This window comes from Isoptericola sediminis, assembly GCF_013085345.1.
Lineage (GTDB): Bacteria > Actinomycetota > Actinomycetes > Actinomycetales > Cellulomonadaceae > Isoptericola > Isoptericola sediminis.
In genome coordinates, this window is the sequence record NZ_JABFAJ010000009.1 from 49,343 (window position 1) to 72,402 (window position 23,060).

Below are 23,060 nucleotides of genomic sequence, written 5' to 3' on the forward strand. Positions count from 1 at the left end.
GGCGGCGCGCCGCCGGGCGAGGTCAGCCGACCTTGTAGTTCGGCGCCTCGACGGTCATCTTGATGTCGTGCGGGTGGGACTCCGCCAGCGAGGCCGAGGTGATGCGCACGAACTTGCCCTTCTCCTGCAGCTCCGGCACGGTGCGCGCACCGACGTAGAACATCGTCTGGTGCAGCCCGCCGACGAGCTGGTGGGCCACGGTCCCGAGCGTGCCCTTGTAGGGCACCTGGCCCTCGACACCCTCGGGCACGATCATGTCGTCGCTCGTGACCTCCGCCTGGAAGTAGCGGTCCTTCGAGTAGGACTTCTTGCCGCGCGAGGACATCGCGCCCATCGAGCCCATGCCCCGGTAGGCCTTGAACTGCTTGCCGTTGATGAGGATGGTCTCGCCGGGCGACTCCTCCGTGCCGGCGAGCATCGACCCGAGCATGACCGTCTCGGCGCCGGCCACGAGGGCCTTGCCGATCTCGCCCGAGTGACGCATGCCGCCGTCGGCGATGACCGGGACCCCGGCCGGGCGCGCGGCCCGCGACGCCTCGTGGATCGCGGTGATCTGCGGGACGCCGACGCCGGTCACCACGCGGGTGGTGCAGATCGACCCGGGGCCGACGCCGACCTTGACGGCGTCCGCGCCGGCGTCGACGAACGCCTGGGCCCCGTCCTGGGTGGCCACGTTCCCGCCGATGACCTGGACGTGGCGGGTCGCCGGGTCGGACTTCAGCGCGCGCACCATGTCGATGAGCATGCGGACGTTGCCGTGGGCCGTGTCGGCGACGAGCACGTCGACACCGGCGTCGATGAGCGTCGTGGCCCGCTGCCACGCGTCACCGAAGTAGCCGATGGCGGCACCGACGAGGAGCCGGCCCTGGGAGTCCTTGGAGGCGTTGGGGAACTGCTCGGACTTGACGAAGTCCTTGACCGTGATGAGGCCGGCGAGGCGTCCGTCGTCGTCGACCAGCGGGAGCCGCTCGAGCTTGTGCTTGCGCAGCAGGGCGGTGGCGTCCTCGCGGGAGATGCCGGCGTCGCCGGTGATCAACGGCTGCCAGGTCATGACGTCGGCGACGGTCGTCTCCGCCCACTCGGCCACCGGGGTGAAGCGCAGGTCGCGGTTCGTGACGATGCCGACGAGACGGCCGGCCTCGTCCAGCACGGGGAACCCGGAGACCCGGTACTCCCCCGCCCGCTGGTCGAGCTGCTCCAGGGTGGCGTCCGGACCGATCGTCACGGGGTTCGAGATGATCCCCGTCTGCGTCCGCTTGACCAGGTCCACCTGGTACGCCTGGTCCTCGATCGAGAGGTTGCGGTGCAGCACGCCCAGACCGCCCTGCCGGGCCATCGCGATGGCCATCCGGGACTCGGTCACCGTGTCCATCGCGGCGGAGACGAGCGGGGTCCGTAGCGAGATCTCCCGCGTCAGGCGCGAGGTGGTGTCGATGTCCGAGGGCGCCAGGTCCGAGTAGCCGGGCAGCAGGAGGACGTCGTCATAGGTCAGCCCCAGGAAGCCGAACGGATCGTGGGCGGGCGAGGTCGTCTCCGTCATGTCCCGAGTCTACGGCGCGCACGGAGGGGTCGGCCGCGGTCTCCGTCACACCGCGGCGCCTCCCGCCGACGCCCCGGCCGGGTGGCCCGGTCAGGCCCCGATGACCGCCAGGACCTCGTGCAGCAGGCCGGTGAAGGAGCGCACGCGCTGGACCTGGGCGGCCAGCGGCAGCTCGCTGGCGGCGTCGTCCCGTCGCAGCCCGACGAAGATCGGCAGCTCGGGGAACCCGTCGTGCACGGCGTGCACGACGTCGAGGTCCGGTCGACGCTGCCCGGTGGCCAGGACCAGCGCGGCGGGCCGCACCATCGTGACCAGCTCCAGCGACCGCCGTGCACTGGCCGGCCCGGTGACGATCCGCGCCGTCTTGCCCTTGGCCGTCAGCGCGGCGGCGAGGGCGTGCGCGGACAGCGGCACCGTCTCGTCGGGACCCGCGAAGATGAGCACGATGTTGCGCATGCGGCTGGGGTGGTTGGCCGGCGGCCCGCCGTTCTGGACCACGGACTGCTCGAAAGCGTCGGTGAAGGACCGCAGCGCCTGCAGCGCGGCCGTGGCGAGGACGATCTCGGGGACGGCGCCGGGCCCGGCGAGCACGGTCCGCTCGGCCACGCGGCTCCACGCCGGTTCGAGCAGCTGCGCCCACCAGGCGGCGGGGTCGCCGTGCGGCGGGATGCGCACCAGGTCGTCGCACCGCGCCTGGTCGTAGGCGAGCGCCGCGTCCACCACGGCGGAGACCCTGCCGGACGCCTGCTGCCCCTGCTGCGCGCCGGCGCCGCGGCCCCCCTGGCCGCCACCCGGCAACGCCCGCAGGTGGGCCCGCCCGGCTCGGGCGGCGGAGTCTGCCGAGTCCGCGGACTCCTCGGCCTCGTCGGCGCCCGCGTCCTCGGGTGGGCTCGGCGGAGCGGACCGACGGGCCTCCTCGAGCTCGTCGACGTCCGCCTCGAGGGCGGCCTGGGCGGCGTCGACCGGGGCGACGCCCTCGAGCGTGAGCCGTCGCATGACGAGCAGCCGGGCGACGTCCTCGGGGGTGTAGCGGCGGTGGGAGCCGGCCGTGCGGTCCGAGGGGCCGAGACCGTAACGACGGTCCCACGTGCGCAGCGTGGCGGGGGCCACGCCGAGGCGCCGCGCGACGGCCGCGACCGCGAGCCCGGGGCCGGACGGACGCGTAGCCCCGGCATCCTGGACGGGTCGCGAACGGGTCATGCGTCGATTCTGCCCAGGGGTTCCCGGGACCGCCACCGCGCCGGGTGGCCCGTCTCACCTTGAGTCCGAATCGATCATCGAACCTGGTCATGAAGCGATAGCAAGCGGTTCAGGCCCTGGTCACCCCTTTTCACCCACCCCCACTTCAATCGGGTCGACCTGCTACTTGAACAACTTCTGCACAACTTGTAGGTTGTTCGCCATGACGGAGATCTCGCGGTTGCCAGGACCGGTTATGGAGTTGTGGGAGTGGCAGTACCAGGGGTCGTGCCGTGACGCGGACGACACCCTCTTCTTCCACCCCGAGGGTGAGCGCGGATCCACCCGCCGACGACGCGCGGAGGCCGCCAAGGCGATCTGCCGCAGCTGCCCGGTGATGATGGAGTGCCGCGAGCAGTCGCTGCGGGTCCGGGAGCCGTACGGCGTGTGGGGCGGCCTGAGCGAGGACGAGCGGTCGGCGATCCTCAGCGGTCGCGACCGCGAGCACAAGAAGGCGAGCTGAGCCGACCTCGGTCGACGGCCGGTCGCACCCCCTCGCCCGCGCCCCCGTCCGAGCAGACGACGAGAGCCCCGCACCGGATCGGTGCGGGGCTCTCGTGCGGGGAGGGGGACCCGGCCGTCAGGCCAGGGCTCCCGCCCGGCGTCGCGGCGTCAGCCGACGACGACGGCGAGGATGTCGCGCGAGGACAGGACCAGGTAGTCCTCCCCGGCGTACTTGACCTCGGTGCCGCCGAACTTGCTGTAGATGACCTTGTCGCCGACCTTCACGTCGACCGGGACGCGCTCGCCCTTGTCGTTGAAGCGGCCGTCGCCCACGGCCAGGACCTCGCCCTCCTGGGGCTTCTCCTTGGCGGTGTCCGGGATGACCAGGCCGGAAGCGGTCGTGGTCTCGGCCTCGACGGCCTTGACGACGATCCGGTCCTCGAGCGGCTTGATGGGGACCGACACGTCGGACCTCCTTGTTCGCGATGACTAGCGTTGACTGGGTCGCGCCCGGCCGCTGTCCGTCGTCGCGGGTGCCGGCACAGCGCGTGCGCTGGGACCAAATCTAGGCAGCCCTTAGCACTCTGACAAGTCGAGTGCCAGAAGCGGTCCCGTCGGCACGGCCTGAGAGCATGGACGGATGGACGTGGCCTCGCTCAGCAAGCTTCTCAGCCCCGAGGGCTGGACCCTGCTCAACGACCTCCCCCCGTACGAGGAGTCGCAGGCCATGGCCCTGGCGACGCGGATGCGCGCCGAGGGCGTCGATCCGGACCTCGCGGCCGCGGCCCTCACGCAGTCCCGGCTGCGCGCCCGCGCCCGCGCCAAGCTCGGCCCGTTCGCCGACGGGATGCTGTTCACGCCGGACGGGCTGGAGCAGGCGACCCGGCTGACCGTCGCCGCCGTGCACGCCCGCCGGTACCTGGCCGCGGAGGTGCACAAGGTCGCCGACCTGACCTGCGGTCTCGGCGCCGACGCCCTGGCCTTCGCCGGCGTGGGCCTGCAGGTGCTGGCCACCGACGTGGACGAGGTCACCGCCGCGCTGGCGACCGTGAACCTGCGGGCCTTTCCCGAGGCCGAGGTCCGCCACGGGGACGGGCTGGCGCTGGACCTGGTCGCCGAGGGCGTCGACGGGGTGTACGCCGACCCGGCCCGCCGGACGCGCGGCGGGAAGCGGGTCTTCGACCCGTCGGCCTGGGCGCCGCCGCTGGACGCCGTGTGGGGGCTGCGGGACGAGGTCCCCGCCGTCGGCATCAAGGTCGGCCCCGGCATCGGCCATCAGGGCCTGCCCGAGGACGCCGAGACCCAGTGGGTCTCCGTGGACGGCGACGTCGTCGAGGCCGGCCTGTGGTTCGGGCCCCTCGCCCCCGACGGACCCGGACGCTCCGCCCTGATCCTGCGCACCGAGGACGGCGGCACCGTCTCGCGGCTCGTGCGTCCCGGCGCCGAGGGCGTCGACCTCGCCCCCGACGTCGGGGCGGTCGGCTCGTACCTGTACGAGCCGGACGGGGCCGTGGTCCGCGCCGGGCTCGTCGCGCACGCCGCCGCCGAGCTCGACGGCCGGCTGGTGGACCGGACCATCGCCTACGTCACCACCGACGCCCCGGCGGCGGCGCCTCCCCCGGGCACCGCGCCGCTGGCCACCGGCTACCGGGTGCTGGACGTCATGCCGTTCAACCTCAAACGGCTCAAGGCCTACCTGCGCGAACGGGGCGTCGGCCGGCTGACCGTGAAGAAGCGCGGCACGGCCGTGACCCCCGAGCAGCTGCGGGCCCAGCTCTCCCTCCGGGGGGACGCCGAGGCCACGCTGGTGCTGACCCGCGTCGCCGGGCGTCAGCACGTCCTCGTGGTGGAACCGCTGGGGGGCTGATCCCGGCCCCGTGGTGCACCGCCACCACGCGTGGAAGCATGGCGGCATGGTCCTGGAGTTCCAGCCCTCCCGGCGATCGAGCGTCGGCCTCGAGTGGGAGCTGGCGCTCGTGGACGCCGACTCCGGCATCCTGCGCCAGGTGGCCCCTGCCGTGATGGCGGAGCTCGGCCCCGACGCCCGAGCCCGGCACGTCAAGCCCGAGTTCCTGCGCAACACCGTGGAGATCGTCTCGGACGTGTGCGCCACCGTCCCCGGGGCGATCGCCGACCTCGAGAACGGGCTCACCCGGGTCCAGGAGGTCATCCGCCCCATGCGGGCCGAGCTCATGGGCGCCGGCACCCACCCCTTCGCCCCCTGGTCGCAGCAGCAGGTGACCGACAAGGAGCGGTACGCCACCGTCGTCGACCGTGCCCAGGTGTGGGGCCGCCAGCAGGTGGTCTACGGCGTGCACATGCACGTCGGCGTCGAGGACCGGGCCAAGGTGCTGCCGATCCTGCGCTCGCTGCTCGTGCACGTCGCGCACCTGCAGGCGCTGTCGGCGTCGTCGCCGTACTGGGACGCCGCCGACACCGGCTACGCCTCGATGCGTGCGCTGCTGTTCCAGCAGCTGCCGACGGCGGGGCTGCCCTACCAGTTCACCGAGTGGAGCGAGCTGGAGCGGTACACGGCCGACATGCTCAAGACCGGCGTCATCGACGACTTCACCGAGGTGCGGTGGGACATCCGGCCCGCCCCGCACTTCGGCACCGTCGAGGTCCGCGTCTGCGACGGCACGTCGAACGTGACCGAGCTGGCCTCGCTCGCGGCCCTGGTCCACTGCCTGGTCGAGCACTTCTCGACGCTGCTCGACGAGGGCCGGCCGCTGCCGACGATGCCCCGGTGGTACGTCCACGAGAACAAGTGGCGGGCGGCCCGCTACGGCATGGACGCCATCATCATCCTGGACGCCGACGGGAACGAGGAGCTCCTCACCGACGCGCTGCCCCGGCTGCTCGAGGAGCTCGCCCCCGTGGCGGAACGCCTCGGGTGCGCCGCGGAGCTCGACCGGCTCCGGGACATCGTCCGCCACGGCGCCTCCTACCAGCGCCAGCGCGCCGTGGCAGCGGCCCACGGCGGAGGTCAGGCCGGGATGGAGGCCGTCGTGCGGTCCCTCGTGGCCGAGATGCACGCCGGCCACCCGCTGACGCCGTCCGCCGCGGGGTGACCCGCCGCTAGACCGTGATGGTGGTCAGCGGCATCGAGGAGTCCACCCCGATGTCCAGGTCCGACGGCGGCAGCCCGGCCCGCACCACGGCGGACCCCAGCGCGGCGATCATCGCCCCGTTGTCGGTGCAGTAGCGGATCGGCGGGATGCGCAGGTCGATGCCGGCCGCGGCGCAGCGCTCGGCCGCCATGTCGCGCAGCTGGCTGTTGGCCGAGAACCCGCCGCCGATGATGAGGGTCCCGACGTCGTGGGCACGGCAGGCCGCGATGGTCTTGGCGGTGAGCACGTCCGCGACGGCGGCGGCGAAGGAGGCCGCGACGTCGGCCACGGGGACCTCCTTGCCGGCGTCCTGCCGGGCCTCGACCCAGCGGGCGACGGCCGTCTTGAGGCCGGAGAAGCTGAAGTCGTAGGCGTGCTTGGCCTGGTCCTTCGGCGCCGTCAGGCCGCGGGGGAACCGGATCGCCTCCGGGTCGCCCTCGCGCGCGAGCCGGTCGATGTGCGGACCGCCCGGGTAGGGCAGCCCGAGCAGTCGCCCGACCTTGTCGAAGGCCTCCCCGGCCGCGTCGTCCAGGGTGGAGCCGAGCTCGGTGACGTCCGTGGCGATGTCGTCGACCAGCAGCAGCGAGCTGTGGCCGCCGGAGACGACCAGCGCCATCGACCGCTCGGTGAACGGCCCGTCGACGAGCTGGTTCACCGCCGCGTGCCCGATGACGTGGTTGACGCCGTACAGCGGCTTGCCGAGACCGATCGAGAGCGCCTTGGCCGCGCTGGCACCGATCGTCAGCGGGCCCACCAGACCCGGACCGGCGGTGACCGCGACGGCGTCGATCTCCGACAGGTCGACGTCGGCCTCGCCGAGCGCCCGCCGGATCGTGGGGGTCATCGCCTCGAGGTGGGCACGGCTGGCCACCTCCGGGATGATGCCGCCGTAGCGGGCGTGCTCGTCCATGGAGCTCGCCACGGCGTCGAACAGGAGATCGTCTCCGCGCACCAGGGCGACACCGGTCTCGTCGCAGGACGTCTCGATGCCGAGGACCAGGGGATCAGCCATGGCCCACATTCTGTCACCACCGCCGGCCCCGCCCCGGAACCGTCGTGACCAACGCCACGCCGGCCGCCAGGAATCATGCGAACGCATGGACGGTTCCCCACGGACATGACCGACACCTTGCTGGAGACCGCCCCCCTCGCCGTCGACGAGGCGTCCGCCGACCGCCTCTTCCGTCACGCCCGCTCCACCTCGCAGTGGACCGGCGCCGAGGTCACCGACGCTCAGCTGCAGGCCGCCTGGGACCTGGCCAAGCTCGGTCCGACCGCGATGAACACCCTGCCCCTGCGCCTGCTGGTCGTGCGCAGCCCCGAGGCGAAGCAGCGGCTGGTCGAGCACATGGGTGGCGGCAACAAGGCGAAGGTCGAGGCCGCGCCGGTCTCCCTCGTCCTGGCCGCCGACCCGGCGTTCCACGAGCACCTCGACGAGCTCTTCCCGGTCTACCCCGGGATCCGCGAGCAGCTCGCCCCGGCGGCGGAGGTCCGCGAGCAGATGGCGCGCAAGAACGCCCTGCTGCAGGCCGGCTACCTGATCGTCGCGCTGCGCGCCGCCGGTCTCGCGGCCGGGCCCATGGACGGCATGGACGCCGACGGCATCGACCGGGAGTTCTTCGCGGAGTCCGGCTGGCGGTCGCTGATGGTCGTCAACGTCGGCGAGGCGGACGGCGAGGGCTCGCCGCACCCCCGCGGGCCGCGCCTCGACCTGGAGCAGGTCTCCCGCACCCTCTGAGACCGCCCTCTGCTGTTGTCGCGGGTGCTGGGAGCCCTGCGTCAGGAGACGGCGACCGGGCGGCCCGGGTCGTTCGACCACTGCGACCAGGACCCCGGGTAGAGGGCCGCCGGCACGCCGATCGACGCCAGGGCGGCGATCTCGTGCGCCGCGGTCACGCCGGACCCGCAGTAGACGCCCACCGTCGCGTCCGGCCTCACCCCGAGGGAGGTGAACCGGGCACGCAGCTCCGCCTCGCTGCGGAAGGCGCCCTCGTCGTCCAGGTTCTCCGTCGTCGGCGCCGAGACCGCGCCCGGGATGTGGCCCGCCTGCGGGTCGACGGGTTCGACCTCGCCGCGGTACCGCTCGGCGGCCCGGGCGTCGAGCAGCACACCCGAGGTCGCCAGGTCCGCCGCGTCGTCGGCGTCCAGCACCGGCATGCCCCCGGGGTGCGCCACCATGTCGCCGGGCACCCGGCTGGTGATCCCGACCTCGAGGGGGTGACCCGCCCGGCGCCACGCCTCGAGCCCGCCGTCGAGGATGCGCACGGCGTCGTGACCGAACCAGCGCAGCAGCCACCACGCCCGGGCGGCGGAGGTGCCGCCCACCTCGTCGTACACCACGACGCGGGAGTCGGAGCAGACACCCCAGCCCCGGGCGGCCTCCTGGAACTCCGCGGCGGACGGCAGCGGGTGCCGCCCGGCCTCCGGCGACGGCACCGCGGCGAGCTCGGCCTCGAGGTCCACGTAGACCGCACCGGGCAGGTGACCGGCCTCGTAGCGGTCCAGACCGTCGGTCCGGCCCAGCGCCCAGCGCACGTCCAGCAGCAACGGCGCGCCGCCGAACGGGTCCTGCAGGCCGCCGAGCTGCAGGTCGGCGGCGACCGTGTCCGCGTCGACGAGCACCCGGTCACGTGCCGGGGACATCACCCGGCGCGTCACGCGGCACCGCCGGCACCGGTCGTCGCCCGCGTGCCCGGCGAGGGGTCCTCGGGGACCGACAGGTCCAGACGCATCGTGTAGGCGTCCGTGCCCTCCGGCTGGTAGTAGCGCTTGCGGAGGCCGAGCTGCTCGAACCCGAACTGCCCGTAGAGCGCGAGCGCGCTGTCGTTGTCCACGGCGACCTCGAGCAGCAGCGCCCCGGCACGCAGCTGTCGCGACCGGTCCACGAGGGCCTGCAGGAGTCGCCGGCCCACGCCGCGCCCCTGGTACTCACGGGCCGTGCCGATGGTCATCACCTGGGCGACGTCCCCGTCGAACCACAACCCGGCGTACCCGACCACGGGACGTCGTCCCGGCCCGAGCCCCACGGCGTCCGGACCGTCGAGCTCCGCCACGACGTACCAGCGCCCGAGCCCGGCCAGCTCGTCGGCCAGCATGCCGTACGTCCACGCCCCCGGTCCGAACAGCTCGTGCTCGAGCTGGAGGACCCGGTCGAAGTCGCTGCTCACCAGCGGCCGCAGCCGCACCGACACGGGACGGTCCGTCATGCCGCTCCCCCGGTGGCGCGCTTGGCCCCGGCCGGCTCCTGCACGTCCGGACGGCGCAGGTACAACGGCTCGGTCGGCTGGTCGACGCCCTCGGCCCGACGGGCCAGGGCCAGCCGGGCGAGCACGGTCGCGTCCGGCAGGACGGGGGCGTCCTCGTCGGCCACCAGGTGGTCGGGATAGAGGCCCGCACCCTCGCCCACGACGGCGAGCCGGGCGCCGTCCGCCGTCGGCGGGTCGAGCTGGGAGGCCGCCACGTCGGCCGCCCGGCCGACCTCCGGACCGCGCTCCACCGCGACGACCGGCACACCGTGCGGGCCCTCGTGCGCCACGACGCGGTACCGGGCCCAGTAGACCTCCTTGCGCCGCGCGTCGGTGGCCACGAGCACCTCGTCGCCGGGGTCGAGGCCGAGGTCGGCGACGGCCTCCACCGCGAGCGCGTCGATGCTCGGCACGCCGAGGACGTCGATCCCCAGGCTCAGCGCCAGCGTGCGGGCCGTGACCAGCCCGACGCGCAGACCGGTGAACGGTGCGGGTCCGGTGCCACCGACGACGGCCGTCAGGTCGGTGCGCTCGAGCCCCGCCGCGGCCAGGGCGTCGGCGATGAGGGGGGCGAGGGACTCGGCGTGCCGTCGGCGCTCGTCGGCGTTGCGGACGGCGAGGCGGCCACCGTCGTCGTCGACCACGGCGACGGAGACGGCGGCGGAGGTGTCGATCGCGAGAACAGCCACGGGACCAGCCTACGGCGAGCGGGGGCTCAGCTCGGGCGCGGGCGCGGCACCAGGCGGGTGAGGTCGACGCCGGCCCAGCGCGGGCCCACGGCGCGCACCGTGGCGCGCCGGACACCGGCCTCGGGGTGCTCCGGGTCCACCTCGCCGCCGCGAGGCCGCTGCAGGTCGACCTCGAGACGGTCCTCGGTGAGGGTCTCGGCCAGACCGCGGCCCCACTCGACGACGGTCACGGACTCGTCGAGGGAGGAGTCCAGGTCCAGGGCGTCCAGCTCGTCCAGCCCGCCCAGCCGGTAGGCGTCCACGTGCACCAGCGCCGGACCGGTCGTGCCGTCCTGGCGCCGCAGCGGCGGGTGCTCCCGGGCGACGATGAACGTCGGGGACGCGATCTGCCCCCGGACGTTCAGCGCCCGGCCCAGGCCCTGGGTGAGGGTGGTCTTGCCCGCTCCGAGGTCACCGGTGAGGATCACCAGGTCCCCGGCGCGGAGCAGGCCGGACAGGGCTCCGCCCAGTGCCCGGGCGTCCGCGGCGCCCGGCAGCTCCAGCGCCACCTGCGCGACGACGTCACTCACGGCTCTGCCTCTCTCCTTCGGGGTCGTCTGCGGTCACCGGCGCGGACGTGCCGACGGCGTCCGTCCCGGCCGCGGGGACGTACACGCGGGGCACGCGCGGCGCCAGCCGCGTCACGATCTCATAGCTGATGGTCCCGGCGGCCTCGGCCCAGTCCTGGGCGTTCGGCAGCGGCGACCCGTGCGCCACCCCGTCCGAGGCACCGAACAGGGTCACCAGGTCGCCCGCGCGTTCGGTGGCACCGGGCCCGAGGTCCAGGACGAACTGGTCCATGCAGACCCGCCCCGCCACCCGCAGCACGCGGGCGCTGGCCCCGTCGCCGACGGCCACGGGCGCTCCCGGGCTGCCGGCACCGCCGGAGCCGTGCCGGGGGACGCCGTCACCGTACCCCAGCGGGACGAGCCCGACGGTCGTGTCCTGCGTCGTGGTGTAGGTGTGACCGTAGGAGACACCCTCGCCGGCGGCCACCTGCTTGACGTTGGCCAGCCGCGACTCGAGAGTCATCGCCGGACGCAGCCCGAACCGTCCCGGCGGGCCGACGCCCGGGCCGGGCGAGTTGCCGTACACGGAGATCCCGGGGCGGACGAGGTCGTGATGCAGGTCCGGGCGGGTCAGGGTCGCCGCGGAGTTCGCCAGGTGCCGCACCTCGGGGCGCAGCCCGGCCCGTGCGACCTGCGCCAGCGCGTCGTCGAACGCCGCGCCCTGGCGGTCGATCGACGGGTGTCCGGGTTCGTCCGCGCAGGCCAGGTGCGAGAACACGCCGACCACCCGCAGCTCGCCCGACGCCTCGAGCTCGGCAGCCCGGTGGACCACCGCCGGCAGGTCGCGCATCGCGACACCGTTGCGGGACAGCCCCGTGTCGACCTTGACGTGCACCCGGGCGGTCCGCCCGGCCGCGCGCGCCCCGGCCGCGATCTCCTCGAGCGCCCACGGCGCCGCCACGGTCACGTCCACGTCCGCGGCGATCAGCTCGGCGAACGGCGCCCCGGGCACGAGCAGCCAGACCAGCACGCGAACGTCGGTGTCGAGCCCCGCCCGCAGGGCGAGCGCCTCCTCGGCGGTCGCCACTCCCAGCCACGTCGCCCCGCCGGCCAGCGCGGCGCGGGCCGCCGGGAGCATCCCGTGACCGTAGCCGTCGGCCTTGACGACCGCCATGAGGTCCGCCGACGGCGCGTGGCCGCGCAGCGCGCGGACGTTGTCGCGGATCGCGTCGAGGTCGACGATCGCGCGGGCAGGGGTGCCGTCGGCGAAGGCGGGAGTCGTCACGGTGGCGATTCTCTCACTGGCCCGTGGGCCAGTCGCCCAGCCGACGGCGGGAGGTGAACGTGCGCCGCTCACCGGTCAGCGGGTCGTCGAACCTCAGCGAGCGGGCCAGCAGCTGCAGGGGTTCACCGCGGTCGTCCGCGCCGTCGTCGGCCACGGCCCGCAGGACGGGCCAGAACGGGTCGTGCCGGATCGGCAGCCCCAGACCGGCCATGTGCAGCCGGAGCTGGTGCGTCTTGCCGGTGTGCGGCTCGAGGCGGTACAGCCCCAGCCCTCGCCGCTCGTCGCGGTCCACCAGGTCGATCCACGACTCGGCGTTGGGCTCGCCGGGCACCTCCTCGGCGCGCACGACGCCGCGGCGCTTGACGATGCGCGAGCGGACCGTGCGCGGGAACCCGGGGGTGCCGTCGGACCCCGCCGGCAGCGGGGCGACGGCCTCGTACACCTTGCGGGCGCGCCGCTCCTGGAAGACGAGCTGGTAGGGCCCGCGCACCTCGGGCCGGACCGTCAGCACCAGCACACCCGCCGTCGGGCGGTCGAGGCGGTGCGCGGGGACGAGGTCCGGCAGGTCCAGCTCGCGCCGCAGCCGCGTCAGCACCGTCTGGGTCACCCAGCGGCCGCGCGGCATGGTGGCGACCCGGTGCGGCTTGTCGACCACCAGCAGGTTCTCGTCCCGGTGGAGCACCTCGAGGTCCGCGAGCGCCGGCACGGCGGGTTCGTCGGCCGGCGGGTCCCGGTACAGGTAGAGGAACCCCCGCGGTTCGTAGGGGGTGTCCCGCGTGACGGGTGTGCCGTCCCCCGTGACGACCTCGCCCGCGGCCAGCTTGTCCCGCAGCCGGTCGGCGTCGTCGGGGAACCGCGCCAGCAGGTACCCGGCGGCCGTGGCGTACCGCGCCACGGCGGCGGCGTCGTGCGGCAGCACGAGCCGGGTGGGGTTCAGGCCGTCCCGCACCGGCAGGGGCGGGACGTGCTTGCGCGGGGACGGCATGGCACCCATTCTCGCGCGCCGTCACGACCCCGTAAGGCGCCGGACCCTGGGCAGGGGCCCGGCCCCGGCACAGACTGGGGGCATGAGAACGACACGAGGTGCGGCGACGGCCGCCGTGACCCTGACCCTCCTGCTCGCGGCGGGGTGCGCCACCGAGGAGGACACCTCGGCGGGCGGGGCGTCGACCACCACCGAGATGTCGGAGGAGCCGGCCGACGAGGAGATGTCCGGCGCCGAGGACGACGCGACGGCCGAGGAGGAGATGTCGGAGGGCGAGGGCGCCGGCGACATGGCGTCGGGCGATGCCGCACCGGTGTACGACTTCTCCGCCACCACGCTCGACGGCGGGACGTTCGAGGGCAGCGAGCTCGCCGGGTCACCAGCGGTGCTGTGGTTCTGGGCGCCCTGGTGCCCGACCTGCATCGGGCAGATCCCCACGGTCACCGGCCTCGCCGAGGACTACGACGGCGAGGTCGCGGTGGTCGGCGTCGGCGGCCTGGACGACGCCGAGGCGATCCGCGAGATGGCCGAGAACGACATCGCCGGCCCGACCCACCTCGTCGACGACGCCGGCGAGGTGTGGCAGCACTTCGGCATGACCCAGCAGTCGACGTTCGTCGTCCTGGACGCCGAGGGCGAGGTCGTCCTCGAGGGTCAGGTGCCGGGCTCCGAGCTCGAGTCCGTCGTCGCCGACCTCGCGGGCTGAGCGACGTGCTCGGCGACGGTGCGTTCGCGCTCGCGCTCGGGGCCGGGCTGGTCGCGGCCGTGAACCCGTGCGGGTTCGCCCTGCTGCCCGCCTATCTCGCGACGCTGGTCCGGCCCGACGACGGCCGGGCCGCCGCCGTGGGCCGTGCCCTGCGCTCGACCGCGGCGCTCACCCTCGGGTTCGTCGCGGTGTTCGGCGCCTTCGGGCTGGTCGTCGCCCCGGTCGCCAGCTCGGTCCAGCGCTGGCTGCCCGTGTTCACCCTGGTGCTCGGGGTCGTGCTCGCCGCGGCGGGGGTCTGGGTCCTGACGGGGCGCGAGCTGCCCGGTCTGCGACTGCTGCGCACCGGGTCCGGGCGGCCGCTCACGGACCGGTGGTGGTCCGTCGTCGGGTTCGGAGCCTCCTATGCCCTGGCCTCGCTCACCTGCACGATCGCCCCGTTCCTCGCCGTGGTCGTGACGGCCTTCCGCGCCGGGTCGGTGGCAGAGGGTGTCGCCCTGTTCGCCACCTATGCGGCCGGCATGGCCCTGCTCGTCGGCACGGCCGCCGTCGTCGTCGCCGTGGCCGGTGCCGGAGTGGTCTCCCGCGCCCGGGGGGCGGGACCGGTGCTCGCCCGGGTCGGGGGCGGGATCCTCGTCGTCGCGGGGCTGTACGTCGCCTGGTACGGGTTCTGGGAGCTGCGCGTGCTGCACGCCGGGGCCGGCACGGACCCGGTGGTCGAGGGTGCCGCCGCCGTCCAGCGGTGGCTGGCCTCGGCGGCGGAGGGGCTCGGCTGGGTCGGGCTGCTCGTCGTCCTCCTCGTGGTGCTGGCCTCGGTGGGGGGCCTCACCTGGTGGCGCCGGCACCGGGCATGATGGGGCCCATGGACCTCTACGACATCCCCTTCGACCGGATGGACGGCAGCACCGCGACCCTGGCCGAGCACCGCGAGGACGTGGTGATGGTCGTCAACGTCGCCTCGCGCTGCGGCCTGACCCCCCAGTACACGGCCCTGGAGCAGCTGCAGCAGAAGTACGCCGACCGCGGCTTCACGGTCGTCGGGTTCCCCAGCAACCAGTTCTTCCAGGAGCTGTCCTCGGACGAGAAGATCGCCGAGTTCTGCTCCGCCACCTACGGGGTGACGTTCCCGGTGGTGTCCAAGGTCAAGGTCAACGGCCGCAAGGCGCACCCGCTGTACCAGGAACTGACGAAGACCCCGGACGCGGGCGGCCACGACGGACGCATCCGCTGGAACTTCGAGAAGTTCCTCGTGCTGCCCGGGGGCGAGGTGCGCCGCTACGCCCCCCAGACCGTGCCGGACGACCCCGAGATCGTCGAGGTCATCGAGGCCCACCTCCCGCGCTGATCCCGGAGGGGCCGGGCAGGTCGGCCGCCAGCAGCACGCCGACACCGCCGGCGAACCGCACGCCGTGCAGCACCGGGGCGCGCACCACCTCGTGGAACCCCCAGCGCCGGTGCAGCGCGAGCGACGCGGTGTTGCGGGCGTTGGCCAGGTAGAACACCCGGGCGGCCCGACCCGCGAGCCAGTCCATCCGGGTGGCGGTCAACGCCGTCCCGACGCCGCGGCGCCGCCAGGCCGGGGTCACGGTCACCCCGCCCAGGTAGTGACCGGCCGGCGCGACGCCGTCCGTCCAGCGGAACCGGTGGGTCTTGGCCCAGCCGATCACGGCCCTCTCCGCCTCGGCGACCAGGACGAGACGTTCCGGGTCGGGCACGGCCGCGCGGACGCCGTCGAGCAGCTCGGCACGGCCGGCCGCCTCCTGGACCTCCTCGATCGCCGGCACGTCACCCACGTGGGCCGGGCGGACGGTCACCGGCGCGGACGAGTCCGCGGTCATCTCGGTCACCGGAGGCCGAGCAGCGTGGACACCGTGCCCGGCACGGCCTCGGCGACGTCCAGGGCCGCGACGGGTCCGCCGGGGTTGGCGCGTTCGGCGGCGGACCCGTGGACCAGCGCGGCCGCGGCCGCGACCTCCGCAGCGAGCGCCGGCCGCTCGACGACGTCGGTCGCGCGCGCGGCGAGCATCGTGCCCAGGATTCCCGCGAGCACGTCCCCGGCACCGGCCGTGGCGAGCCATCCCGGGGCGTCCGCCTGGGCCCACGCGCCCTCGGTGCCGGCGACGACCGTCACCCCGCCCTTGAGCAGCACCGTGGCCCCGGTGAGCTCGTGGGCGCGTCGCGCCCAGCGCAGCGGCGCCGCCTCGACGTCGTCCCGGTGGACGTCCTCCCCCCGGGACCGCAGCAGACCCGCGAGCTCACCGGCGTGGGGGGTGAGGACGAACCACGGCGGGCTGGTCTCCCCCAGCAGCGGCAGACCGCCCGCGTCGACGACGGCGGGCACCGGTCCGTACGGCATCCCCGGCAGGTCGCCCCGTGCCACCGCGAGGGCGCCCCGGCCGCGGTCGTGCTGCCCGTCGTCCGCCGGGTCGTCGCGGTCGCGCGTGGTGGGGACACCGGGCCCGACCACCCAGGCCTGGACACGTCCCGTGGCGGTGACCACCTCCGGACGGGCTGCCAGGACGGTGCGCGCCACGGGCTCCGACCCGCGGTAGCGCACCATCCCCGTGCCGGTGCGCACCGCGGCGGAGGCTGCGAGCACCGCGGCACCCGGGTACGTGGCCGTGCCGGCGACGAGCCCGACGAGCCCGCGGGTGTACTTGTGGTCGGACGGGCCGGGGACCGGCCAGGAGACGGCGACGTCGGCGGCCTCCAGGCGCCGCACCGCCGGCGGACCGACGGGCTCGAGGCCGATGTCGACCACGGTGACCTCGCCGACCACGCGGGCGGCGGGTGGCAGCAGCAGACCGGGTTTGGCGACGCCGAAGGTGACCGTGCGGTCCGCCGCCAGCACCGGTCCGGGCAGCGTGCCGTCGTCGACCCCGATCCCGGACGGCAGGTCGACGGCGACGACCCACGGCCGGCCGGCGCCCGCAGTCACCCCGCCCGCGGCTGTGGGTATGGAATCTGCGGAGCCGGAGCGGTCATGCTCCGCAGATTCCATACCCACAACGGCGGTGAGCTCGGTGACGAGGTCGGCGGCCGGTCCGCGCAAGGCCCCGCGGGCACCGATGCCGAGCAGCCCGTCGAGCACGACGTCGGCAGCCGACACCTCGGCCGCCACCGCCGGGGCGCGGTCGGGTGCCGCGGCCAGCTCGACGACGCGTCCCCCGGCGCCGCGCAGCGCGGCGAGCCCCTCGCCGTGCACCCGCTCGGCGGTGAGCACCGCCGTCACCGCGACGCCTCGCCGGGCCAGCACGGCGCCCGCGTGCAGCGTGTCACCACCGTTGTTCCCGGCACCGACCAGCAGGGCGGCCCGCGCCCCGCGGACGTGCCGCCGTCGGGCCCGCAGGTCGGCCAGGACCTGCGTCGCCAGGGCGAACGAGGCGCGCGCCATCAGGGGCGCACCCGCCGCGAGGAGCGGCTCCTCGGCGGCACGGACGTCGTCGGCGGACCACGCGGAGATCATGCCGTCGATCATGCCGTCTCCCCCGGTCGACTCGCAGCGGCACCACGCGACGGCGCCGGACGGCGCCCGGCTCGGCGGAGGAATAGGCTCGGCGGCATGCGATTCGGACTCTTCATCCCGCAGGGCTGGCGGATGTCGCTCACGGACGTCCCGCCGGAGCAGCACTGGGAGACGATGCTCTCCCTCCTCCACTACGCCGACAACGCCGCCGCGGGCGAGGCGGTCCCGGGGGGTGAGTTCGCCTGGGAGTCGGTCTGGGTCTACGACCACTTCCACACGGTGCCGGTGCCCAGCACGGAGGCCACCCACGAGGCCTGGTCGCTGATGTCGGCCTTCGCGGCGGCCTCCCAGCGGGTCCGCCTGGGCCAGATGTGCACCTGCATGGCCTACCGCGAGCCCACCTACCTGGCGAAGGTCGCCTCCACCGTCGACGCGATCTCCGGCGGCCGGGTCGAGATGGGCATCGGCGCCGGCTGGTACGAGCACGAGTGGCGGGCCTACGGCTACGGCTTCCCCAGCGCCGGCGAGCGCCTGCGCGCGCTCGACGAGGGCGTGCAGATCATGGCGAACATGTGGCGCACGGGCTCCTCCGGCACGTTCGAGGGCGAGCGCTACCAGGTCGACGGCGCGCTGTGCTACCCGCAGCCGCTGCAGAAGCTGCCCGTCGGTGACGGCGGGGCCGAGGTCCCGAGCATCCCGTTGTGGATCGCGGGCGGCGGCGAGAAGAAGACGCTGCGCACCGCCGCGAAGTACGCGCAGTACACGAACTTCTCGGGCGAGCCGGAGGCCTTCGACCACAAGTCCCGGATCCTGGAGCAGCACTGCGCCGACGTCGGCACCGACTTCGGGGCGATCACCCGCTCGGCCAACTACAACGTGGTGATCGGCGAGAACCAGGCCGAGATCGACGACAAGCTGGCCTGGGTCGAGTCGCACTTCTCGCGGTACGCCCCCGGCGAGCCCGGGGAGCGCGAGATCCACGGCTGGCGCAACGGCCCGCTGGTCGGCACCCCGGAGCAGATCGTCGAGACGCTCCAGGACCTGAAGTCGCGCGGCATGACGTACGCGATCACGTACTTCGCGAACGCCGTCGGGGACCGCGACCAGATCGAGCTGTTCCAGCGGCAGGTCGTCCCGGCGCTCCAGGACTGATCCCCCGCCCTCGCCCCCTCCGCCGATCATGTCCTGGCGGCTCGTCGGCTTCGCCGGACGGACACCGGGAGCATGGTCGGCGGACGGGGAGGTCAGTCCTCGGCGACCACCATCGCCGAGGAGATCCCGGCGTCGTGCGAGATCGACAGGTGCCAGCGCCGGATCCCCAGCTCGTCGGCCCGGGCCTGCACCGATCCGCGCAGCTCGACCTGCGGCGGCCCGCCGACCACCCGGTGCACGGTGGCGTCGTGCCAGTGCATGGTGCCCGGGGCGCCGAGGGCCTTGGCGATGGCCTCCTTGGCCGCGAAACGCGCCGCCAGGGACGACGCCGGCAGGTCGCGCTCGGCCTCCGTGAACAGCTTCTCCCGCAGCCGCGGGGTCCGCTCCAACGTGGCCATGAACCTCTCGACGTCCACGACGTCGATCCCCACCCCGATGATCACCGGCGCACACCCTCCTCGTCCTGCGGCTCCACGAGATGGCGCCAGCGGAACCACTTGCGCTGCACCTCGGCGTCGAGGTCGACGTCGAACCGGCGCGCCACGAGCAGCAGCATCCCGAGGACGTCGGCCAGCTCCGCGCGGAAGGCCGCGTCGACCGCGGCCGCGTCCTCGCCCCGGTCGCGCGAGCGCCCCGAACGCGCCAGGTAGGCCTGGGTCAGCTCCCCGACCTCCTCGTGGAGCTTGAGGACCAGCCAGTCGTCCGAGCGCGGCACGTCGAACACGCGCTCGTAGACCCGCGAGATGATCTCGATCTCGTCCGCGAGCCCTGCGAGGGTCCGTGCGTCGCCCATGGTGCCGATCATGCCCTCCCGGCGGCCGGTCCGGCGAGAGCAGGCCGGACGGCGCGGTGCCCGGCGGGACGGCGCGTCCGCCCCGCCGGCACCCGCGTCACTCGACCGTGACCGACTTGGCCAGGTTGCGGGGCTGGTCCACGTCCAGGCCCTTGGCGCCGGCGAGCGCCATCGCGAAGATCTGCAGCGGCACCACGGCCAGCAGCGGCTGCAGCAGCGACGGGGCCTGCGGGATCCAGAAGATCTCGTCGGCGTACTTGCGCACCTCGTCGTCGCCGTCCTCGGCGATCACCAGCGTGCGGGCACCGCGCGCCCGGATCTCCTGGATGTTCGAGACGACCTTGGAGTGCAGCTGGTCGCGGCCCCGCGGGGACGGCACGACGACGAAGACCGGCTGGCCCTCGTCGATGAGCGCGATGGGCCCGTGCTTGAGCTCGCCGGCCGCGAACCCCTCGGCGTGGATGTAGGCGAGCTCCTTGAGCTTGAGCGCCCCCTCCATCGCCACGGGGTAGCCGACGTGCCGGCCGAGGAACAGCACCTTGTCGGCGGCCTCCATCGACCGCGCGGTGGCCCGCACGTACTCGCCGCGCTCGATGACGGTCTGCACCTTGCGGGACATGTCGCGCAGCTCGTCGAAGAGCTGGGCCACCTCGTCGGGGAACTTGTTGCCGCGCAGCTGGGCCAGGTACAGCCCGAGGATGTAGGCCGCGGTGATCTGCGCCAGGAACGCCTTGGTCGAGGCGACGGCGATCTCCGGACCCGCGTGGGTGTACAGCACGGCGTCGGACTCGCGCGGGATCGTCGAACCGTTCGTGTTGACGATGGCGAGGACCTTGGCACCCTGCTCGCGGGCGTGCCGGACGGCCATCAGGGTGTCCATCGTCTCGCCGGACTGCGAGATCGCGACGACGAGGGTGCGCTCGTCGACGATCGGGTCGCGGTAGCGGAACTCGTGGGCGAGCTCGACCTCCACCGGGATGCGGCACCAGTGCTCGATGGCGTACTTGGCGACGTGGCCGGCGTACGCGGCCGTCCCGCAGGCGATGACGATGATCTTGTCGACGCTGCGCAGCACGGCCTCGTCGATGCGCAGGTCGTCGAGGATGATGCGGCCCGCCGCGTCCGTGCGGCCGAGCAGCGTGTCGGCGACGGCGTGCGGCTGGTCGTGGATCTCCTTGTCCATGAAGGAGTCGAAGCCGCCCTTCTCGGCGGCGGCCGCGTCCCAGTCGACGGTGAACCGCTTGCCCTCGGCGGGGTTCCCCGCGAAGTCGGTGACGGTCACCGCGTCCGGGGTGATCGTGACGATCTGGTCCTGCCCCAGCTCGAGGGCCTCCTTGGTGTGCTCCACGAACGCGGCGACGTCGGAACCGAGGAAGTTCTCGCCCTCCCCGAGCCCGACCACGAGCGGCGAGTCGTGCCGGGCCCCGACGACCGTCGTCGGGTCGTCGGCGTGCACGGCGAGCAGCGTGAAGGTGCCGTCGAGCTGCCGGGCCGTGGCCGCCATCGCGGCGGTGAGGTCCCCGGTGGTGCGGTACTCGCGGGCCAGGAGCTGTGCGGCGACCTCGGTGTCGGTCTCGGAGAGGAACTCGACGCCGCTCGCCGTGAGCGCCTGCCGCAGGGCGCTGAAGTTCTCGATGATGCCGTTGTGGATGACGGCGAGCCGGTCGCCGTCGGCCAGGTGCGGGTGGGCGTTGGTGTCGGTCGGGCCACCGTGCGTGGCCCACCGCGTGTGCCCGATCGCGGCGGTCGCGGGGGGCAGGGGGTGCAGGGCGATCTCGCCGACCAGGTTGTCGAGCTTGCCGGACTTCTTGGCGAAAGCCGCCACGTCCCGCCCGGGGCCCACCAGCGCGACCCCGGCGGAGTCGTAGCCCCGGTACTCGAGCCGCTTCAGCCCGGCGAGGGCGACTTCCAGCGGGCGCTCGTTCGCGCCCAGGTCTCCGGCGACGGCGTCCGCTCCTGCAGAGCGCGCCCCGGCGTATCCGACGATGCCACACATGCCGCGGAGTCTACCCGCGCACCCGGTCCGCGCCGGTGCCCGTGGGACCCGGACGAGGCCCGGCGGCGGCACCTGCCGGGGGCCGGATTGTCGGCATCGCCCCCGTCTCGGGCAGAATCGTTCCTGTGACCTTCGCGAGCCAGTCCAGCCCGGCGGGCGCTCCGGTTCCGCCGCACCCGCTGAGCGAGCACCTGTCCCGGTTCGCCCCCGTCTCGCCGTACGTCGACTTCGACCGGGCGGCGTGGAGCCGGCTGTCCGAGCAGACGCCGCTGCCGCTCACCGACGAGGACGTCGAACGGCTGCGGGGCCTCGACGACCCGATCGACCTGGCCGAGGTCGACGCCATCTACCGACCGCTGTCCCGGCTGCTCAACCTGTACGTCACGGCGACCGGCGGGCTGCACCGGGCGACGTCGACCTTCCTCGGCGAGGACCCGCCCCGCACCCCGTACGTGATCGGTGTCGCGGGGTCGGTCGCGGTGGGCAAGTCGACGACGGCACGCGTGCTGCGCGAGATGCTGGCGCGCTGGCCCGAGACGCCGCACGTCGAGCTGATCACCACCGACGGGTTCCTCTACCCGAACGCCGAGCTGGAGCGGCGCGGTCTCATGACCCGCAAGGGGTTCCCCGAGTCCTACGACCGCCGTGCGCTCATCCGGTTCCTGTCCCGGATCAAGGCGGGGCAGGCCGAGGTCCGCGCCCCGGTGTACTCCCACGTGACCTACGACATCGTGCCGGGCGAGCGGACCGTCGTGCGCCGCCCCGACGTGCTCATCGTCGAGGGCCTCAACGTGCTGCAGCCGGCGCGGTACTCCTCGATCGACGAGTCGACCGTCGCGGTCAGCGACTTCTTCGACTTCTCGATCTACGTCGACGCCCGCACCCGCACGATCCGCCAGTGGTACGTGGACCGCTTCCTCAAGCTGCGCCGCACGGCGTTCAGCCGACCCGAGTCCTACTTCCGCCGCTACGCCGAGCTGTCGGACGCCGAGGCGACGCAGCGGGCGCTGCACATCTGGGAGACGATCAACGCCGTCAACCTCGAGCAGAACGTCCTGCCGACCCGCAGCCGCGCCACGCTCGTCATGAGCAAGGGTGCGGACCACTCGGTCCAGCGGGTCCGGCTACGCAAGCTCTGAGTCGTCGGCGCCGACGCCGACCTCCTGCGGCAGCGGCGCCTGCTCGCGCATCTCCTCCAGCACCTCGTCGCGCGGGGTGAAGAGCTGGACGACCCGGTCGACGAGGAGGCCGAGCAGCCCGCCGCCGACGACCCCGACCGCCATGGCCAGCAGCGGGTCGTGCCCGAGCACGCCCGCCGCGGCGACGCCGATGAGGGTCGAGTAGGCCGACCAGAGCACCGCGGCGATGCCGGAGAAGATCATGAACCGGCGCTGCGGGTAGCCGACGGCGCCGGCCGTCATGTTGACCGCGACGCGGCCCACGGGGATGTAGCGGGCGGCGATGATGAACACCGCGCCCCGGCGGGCCAGCGCCCGGCGGGCCCACGAGACGGCCTTCCGTCCGCGGCGGGAACGCAGCATGCCGATCCGGTCGGTGCCGACCCGTCGGCCGAGGACGTAGGCGAGGTTGTCGCCGCACCAGGCGCCGATGCCGGCGATGGGGATGATCAGCCACAGCCAGGGCAGGCCGGTGGCCTGGGCGGAGATCACGAGGGTCACGAGGACCGACTCGCTGGGCACCGGGGGGAAGAAGCCGTCGATGAAGGCCGACGCGAACATGGCCGGGTAGATCCACACCGACGCGGCGATCTCGAGGATCCATCCCTCGATCTGCCCCAGCAGCGTCGTCAGTCCTGGCACGCGATCCCTCGGTTCGTCGGCCGGGCGGCCCCGGTGTCCCGTGGC

The 23,060-nt window shown here is 74.0% G+C and carries 25 protein-coding genes; 9 read left to right on the top strand and 16 right to left on the bottom strand.

Annotated elements, in window-relative coordinates:
- Positions 1-22: 22 nt before the first annotated feature.
- Complete coding sequence (gene guaB, locus HLI28_RS04730) at positions 23-1,540, bottom strand: IMP dehydrogenase (RefSeq protein WP_171246361.1); 1,518 nt, start codon at positions 1,538-1,540, stop codon at positions 23-25.
- Positions 1,541-1,630: 90 nt separating this feature from the next.
- Positions 1,631-2,740, bottom strand: a complete 1,110-nt coding sequence (locus HLI28_RS04735; RefSeq protein WP_171246362.1) for a MerR family transcriptional regulator — start codon at positions 2,738-2,740, stop codon at positions 1,631-1,633.
- 202 nt (positions 2,741-2,942) lie between these two features.
- On the opposite strand from HLI28_RS04735, the gene HLI28_RS04740 reads away from it, so the two are divergent.
- Positions 2,943-3,242, top strand: coding sequence for a WhiB family transcriptional regulator (locus tag HLI28_RS04740; RefSeq protein WP_171246363.1), 300 nt, complete (start codon positions 2,943-2,945; stop codon positions 3,240-3,242).
- A 149-nt stretch (positions 3,243-3,391) separates the two neighbouring features.
- On the opposite strand, the gene groES is transcribed toward HLI28_RS04740, so the two are convergent.
- Entirely contained in the window at positions 3,392-3,688 is a 297-nt protein-coding gene (gene groES, locus HLI28_RS04745) for a co-chaperone GroES (RefSeq protein ID WP_171246364.1), read from the bottom strand.
- Positions 3,689-3,863: 175 nt separating this feature from the next.
- On the opposite strand from groES, the gene HLI28_RS04750 reads away from it, so the two are divergent.
- On the top strand, positions 3,864-5,090 hold the full coding sequence (locus HLI28_RS04750; protein ID WP_171246365.1) for a class I SAM-dependent methyltransferase: 1,227 nt from the start codon (positions 3,864-3,866) through the stop codon (positions 5,088-5,090).
- Between the two features lie 46 nt (positions 5,091-5,136).
- A complete protein-coding gene (locus HLI28_RS04755) occupies positions 5,137-6,294 on the top strand; it encodes a glutamate--cysteine ligase (protein WP_171246366.1) in 1,158 nt (385 codons plus the stop codon).
- Between the two features lie 7 nt (positions 6,295-6,301).
- Here the strand turns inward: HLI28_RS04755 and tsaD are convergent, their stop codons facing one another.
- Entirely contained in the window at positions 6,302-7,345 is a 1,044-nt protein-coding gene (gene tsaD / locus HLI28_RS04760; protein WP_171246367.1) for a tRNA (adenosine(37)-N6)-threonylcarbamoyltransferase complex transferase subunit TsaD, read from the bottom strand.
- 105 nt (positions 7,346-7,450) lie between these two features.
- Here tsaD and HLI28_RS04765 point away from each other — a divergent pair, with 105 nt between their 5' ends.
- Positions 7,451-8,071 carry a malonic semialdehyde reductase gene (locus HLI28_RS04765; protein WP_171246368.1) on the top strand — a complete coding sequence of 207 codons (621 nt, stop codon included), beginning with the start codon at positions 7,451-7,453 and terminating at the stop codon, positions 8,069-8,071.
- A 41-nt stretch (positions 8,072-8,112) separates the two neighbouring features.
- On the opposite strand, the gene HLI28_RS04770 is transcribed toward HLI28_RS04765, so the two are convergent.
- The 6 genes from HLI28_RS04770 to HLI28_RS04795 are packed head-to-tail and all read right to left on the bottom strand — an operon-like array spanning position 8,113 to position 13,085.
- Positions 8,113-8,976: a sulfurtransferase gene (locus HLI28_RS04770; protein ID WP_171246439.1), complete on the bottom strand. Its 864-nt coding sequence runs from the start codon at positions 8,974-8,976 to the stop codon at positions 8,113-8,115.
- 11 nt (positions 8,977-8,987) lie between these two features.
- Positions 8,988-9,539 carry a ribosomal protein S18-alanine N-acetyltransferase gene (gene rimI / locus HLI28_RS04775; protein ID WP_171246369.1) on the bottom strand — a complete coding sequence of 184 codons (552 nt, stop codon included), beginning with the start codon at positions 9,537-9,539 and terminating at the stop codon, positions 8,988-8,990.
- A complete protein-coding gene (tsaB, locus tag HLI28_RS04780; protein WP_171246370.1) occupies positions 9,536-10,267 on the bottom strand; it encodes a tRNA (adenosine(37)-N6)-threonylcarbamoyltransferase complex dimerization subunit type 1 TsaB in 732 nt (243 codons plus the stop codon). The genes rimI and tsaB overlap by 4 nt, the downstream gene beginning before the upstream one ends.
- A gap of 26 nt (positions 10,268-10,293) precedes the next feature.
- The gene (tsaE, locus tag HLI28_RS04785) at positions 10,294-10,836 is read right to left on the bottom strand and encodes a tRNA (adenosine(37)-N6)-threonylcarbamoyltransferase complex ATPase subunit type 1 TsaE (protein ID WP_171246371.1); all 543 of its coding nucleotides are present in this window, start codon (positions 10,834-10,836) and stop codon (positions 10,294-10,296) included.
- The gene (gene alr / locus HLI28_RS04790) at positions 10,829-12,100 is read right to left on the bottom strand and encodes an alanine racemase (RefSeq protein ID WP_343035665.1); all 1,272 of its coding nucleotides are present in this window, start codon (positions 12,098-12,100) and stop codon (positions 10,829-10,831) included. The genes tsaE and alr overlap by 8 nt, the downstream gene beginning before the upstream one ends.
- Before the next feature lie 13 nt (positions 12,101-12,113).
- Entirely contained in the window at positions 12,114-13,085 is a 972-nt protein-coding gene (locus HLI28_RS04795) for a pseudouridine synthase (RefSeq protein ID WP_171246372.1), read from the bottom strand.
- An 82-nt stretch (positions 13,086-13,167) separates the two neighbouring features.
- Here HLI28_RS04795 and HLI28_RS04800 point away from each other — a divergent pair, with 82 nt between their 5' ends.
- Genes HLI28_RS04800 through HLI28_RS04810 form a run of 3 tightly spaced genes read left to right on the top strand, consistent with a single transcriptional unit; the run spans position 13,168 to position 15,133 of the window.
- Positions 13,168-13,791 (top strand): TlpA family protein disulfide reductase, encoded by a 624-nt coding sequence (locus HLI28_RS04800; RefSeq protein WP_171246373.1) that lies wholly within the window; start codon positions 13,168-13,170, stop codon positions 13,789-13,791.
- Positions 13,792-13,796: 5 nt separating this feature from the next.
- A complete protein-coding gene (locus HLI28_RS04805; RefSeq protein ID WP_171246374.1) occupies positions 13,797-14,642 on the top strand; it encodes a cytochrome c biogenesis protein CcdA in 846 nt (281 codons plus the stop codon).
- Between the two features lie 8 nt (positions 14,643-14,650).
- Positions 14,651-15,133, top strand: a complete 483-nt coding sequence (locus HLI28_RS04810; protein WP_171246375.1) for a glutathione peroxidase — start codon at positions 14,651-14,653, stop codon at positions 15,131-15,133.
- Here HLI28_RS04810 and HLI28_RS04815 read toward each other — a convergent pair.
- Positions 15,108-15,626 (bottom strand): GNAT family N-acetyltransferase, encoded by a 519-nt coding sequence (locus tag HLI28_RS04815; RefSeq protein ID WP_171246441.1) that lies wholly within the window; start codon positions 15,624-15,626, stop codon positions 15,108-15,110. The genes HLI28_RS04810 and HLI28_RS04815 overlap by 26 nt on opposite strands.
- A 5-nt stretch (positions 15,627-15,631) precedes the next feature.
- Positions 15,632-17,254 carry an NAD(P)H-hydrate dehydratase gene (locus HLI28_RS04820; protein WP_171246442.1) on the bottom strand — a complete coding sequence of 541 codons (1,623 nt, stop codon included), beginning with the start codon at positions 17,252-17,254 and terminating at the stop codon, positions 15,632-15,634.
- A 96-nt stretch (positions 17,255-17,350) separates the two neighbouring features.
- On the opposite strand from HLI28_RS04820, the gene HLI28_RS04825 reads away from it, so the two are divergent.
- A complete protein-coding gene (locus tag HLI28_RS04825) occupies positions 17,351-18,406 on the top strand; it encodes a TIGR03560 family F420-dependent LLM class oxidoreductase (protein WP_171246376.1) in 1,056 nt (351 codons plus the stop codon).
- A 92-nt stretch (positions 18,407-18,498) separates the two neighbouring features.
- Here the strand turns inward: HLI28_RS04825 and HLI28_RS04830 are convergent, their stop codons facing one another.
- From HLI28_RS04830 to glmS, 3 genes are all read right to left on the bottom strand, one after another.
- On the bottom strand, positions 18,499-18,849 hold the full coding sequence (locus HLI28_RS04830; RefSeq protein WP_171246377.1) for a holo-ACP synthase: 351 nt from the start codon (positions 18,847-18,849) through the stop codon (positions 18,499-18,501).
- On the bottom strand, positions 18,846-19,199 hold the full coding sequence (locus HLI28_RS04835; RefSeq protein ID WP_171246378.1) for a nucleoside triphosphate pyrophosphohydrolase family protein: 354 nt from the start codon (positions 19,197-19,199) through the stop codon (positions 18,846-18,848). The genes HLI28_RS04830 and HLI28_RS04835 overlap by 4 nt, the downstream gene beginning before the upstream one ends.
- A gap of 97 nt (positions 19,200-19,296) precedes the next feature.
- Positions 19,297-21,195, bottom strand: a complete 1,899-nt coding sequence (gene glmS, locus HLI28_RS04840; protein ID WP_171246379.1) for a glutamine--fructose-6-phosphate transaminase (isomerizing) — start codon at positions 21,193-21,195, stop codon at positions 19,297-19,299.
- Positions 21,196-21,374: 179 nt separating this feature from the next.
- On the opposite strand from glmS, the gene coaA reads away from it, so the two are divergent.
- Positions 21,375-22,334, top strand: a complete 960-nt coding sequence (gene coaA / locus HLI28_RS04845; RefSeq protein WP_216077391.1) for a type I pantothenate kinase — start codon at positions 21,375-21,377, stop codon at positions 22,332-22,334.
- On the opposite strand, the gene HLI28_RS04850 is transcribed toward coaA, so the two are convergent.
- Entirely contained in the window at positions 22,320-23,015 is a 696-nt protein-coding gene (locus HLI28_RS04850; protein WP_343035666.1) for a DedA family protein, read from the bottom strand. The genes coaA and HLI28_RS04850 overlap by 15 nt on opposite strands.
- Between the last annotated feature and the right edge of the window lie 45 nt (positions 23,016-23,060).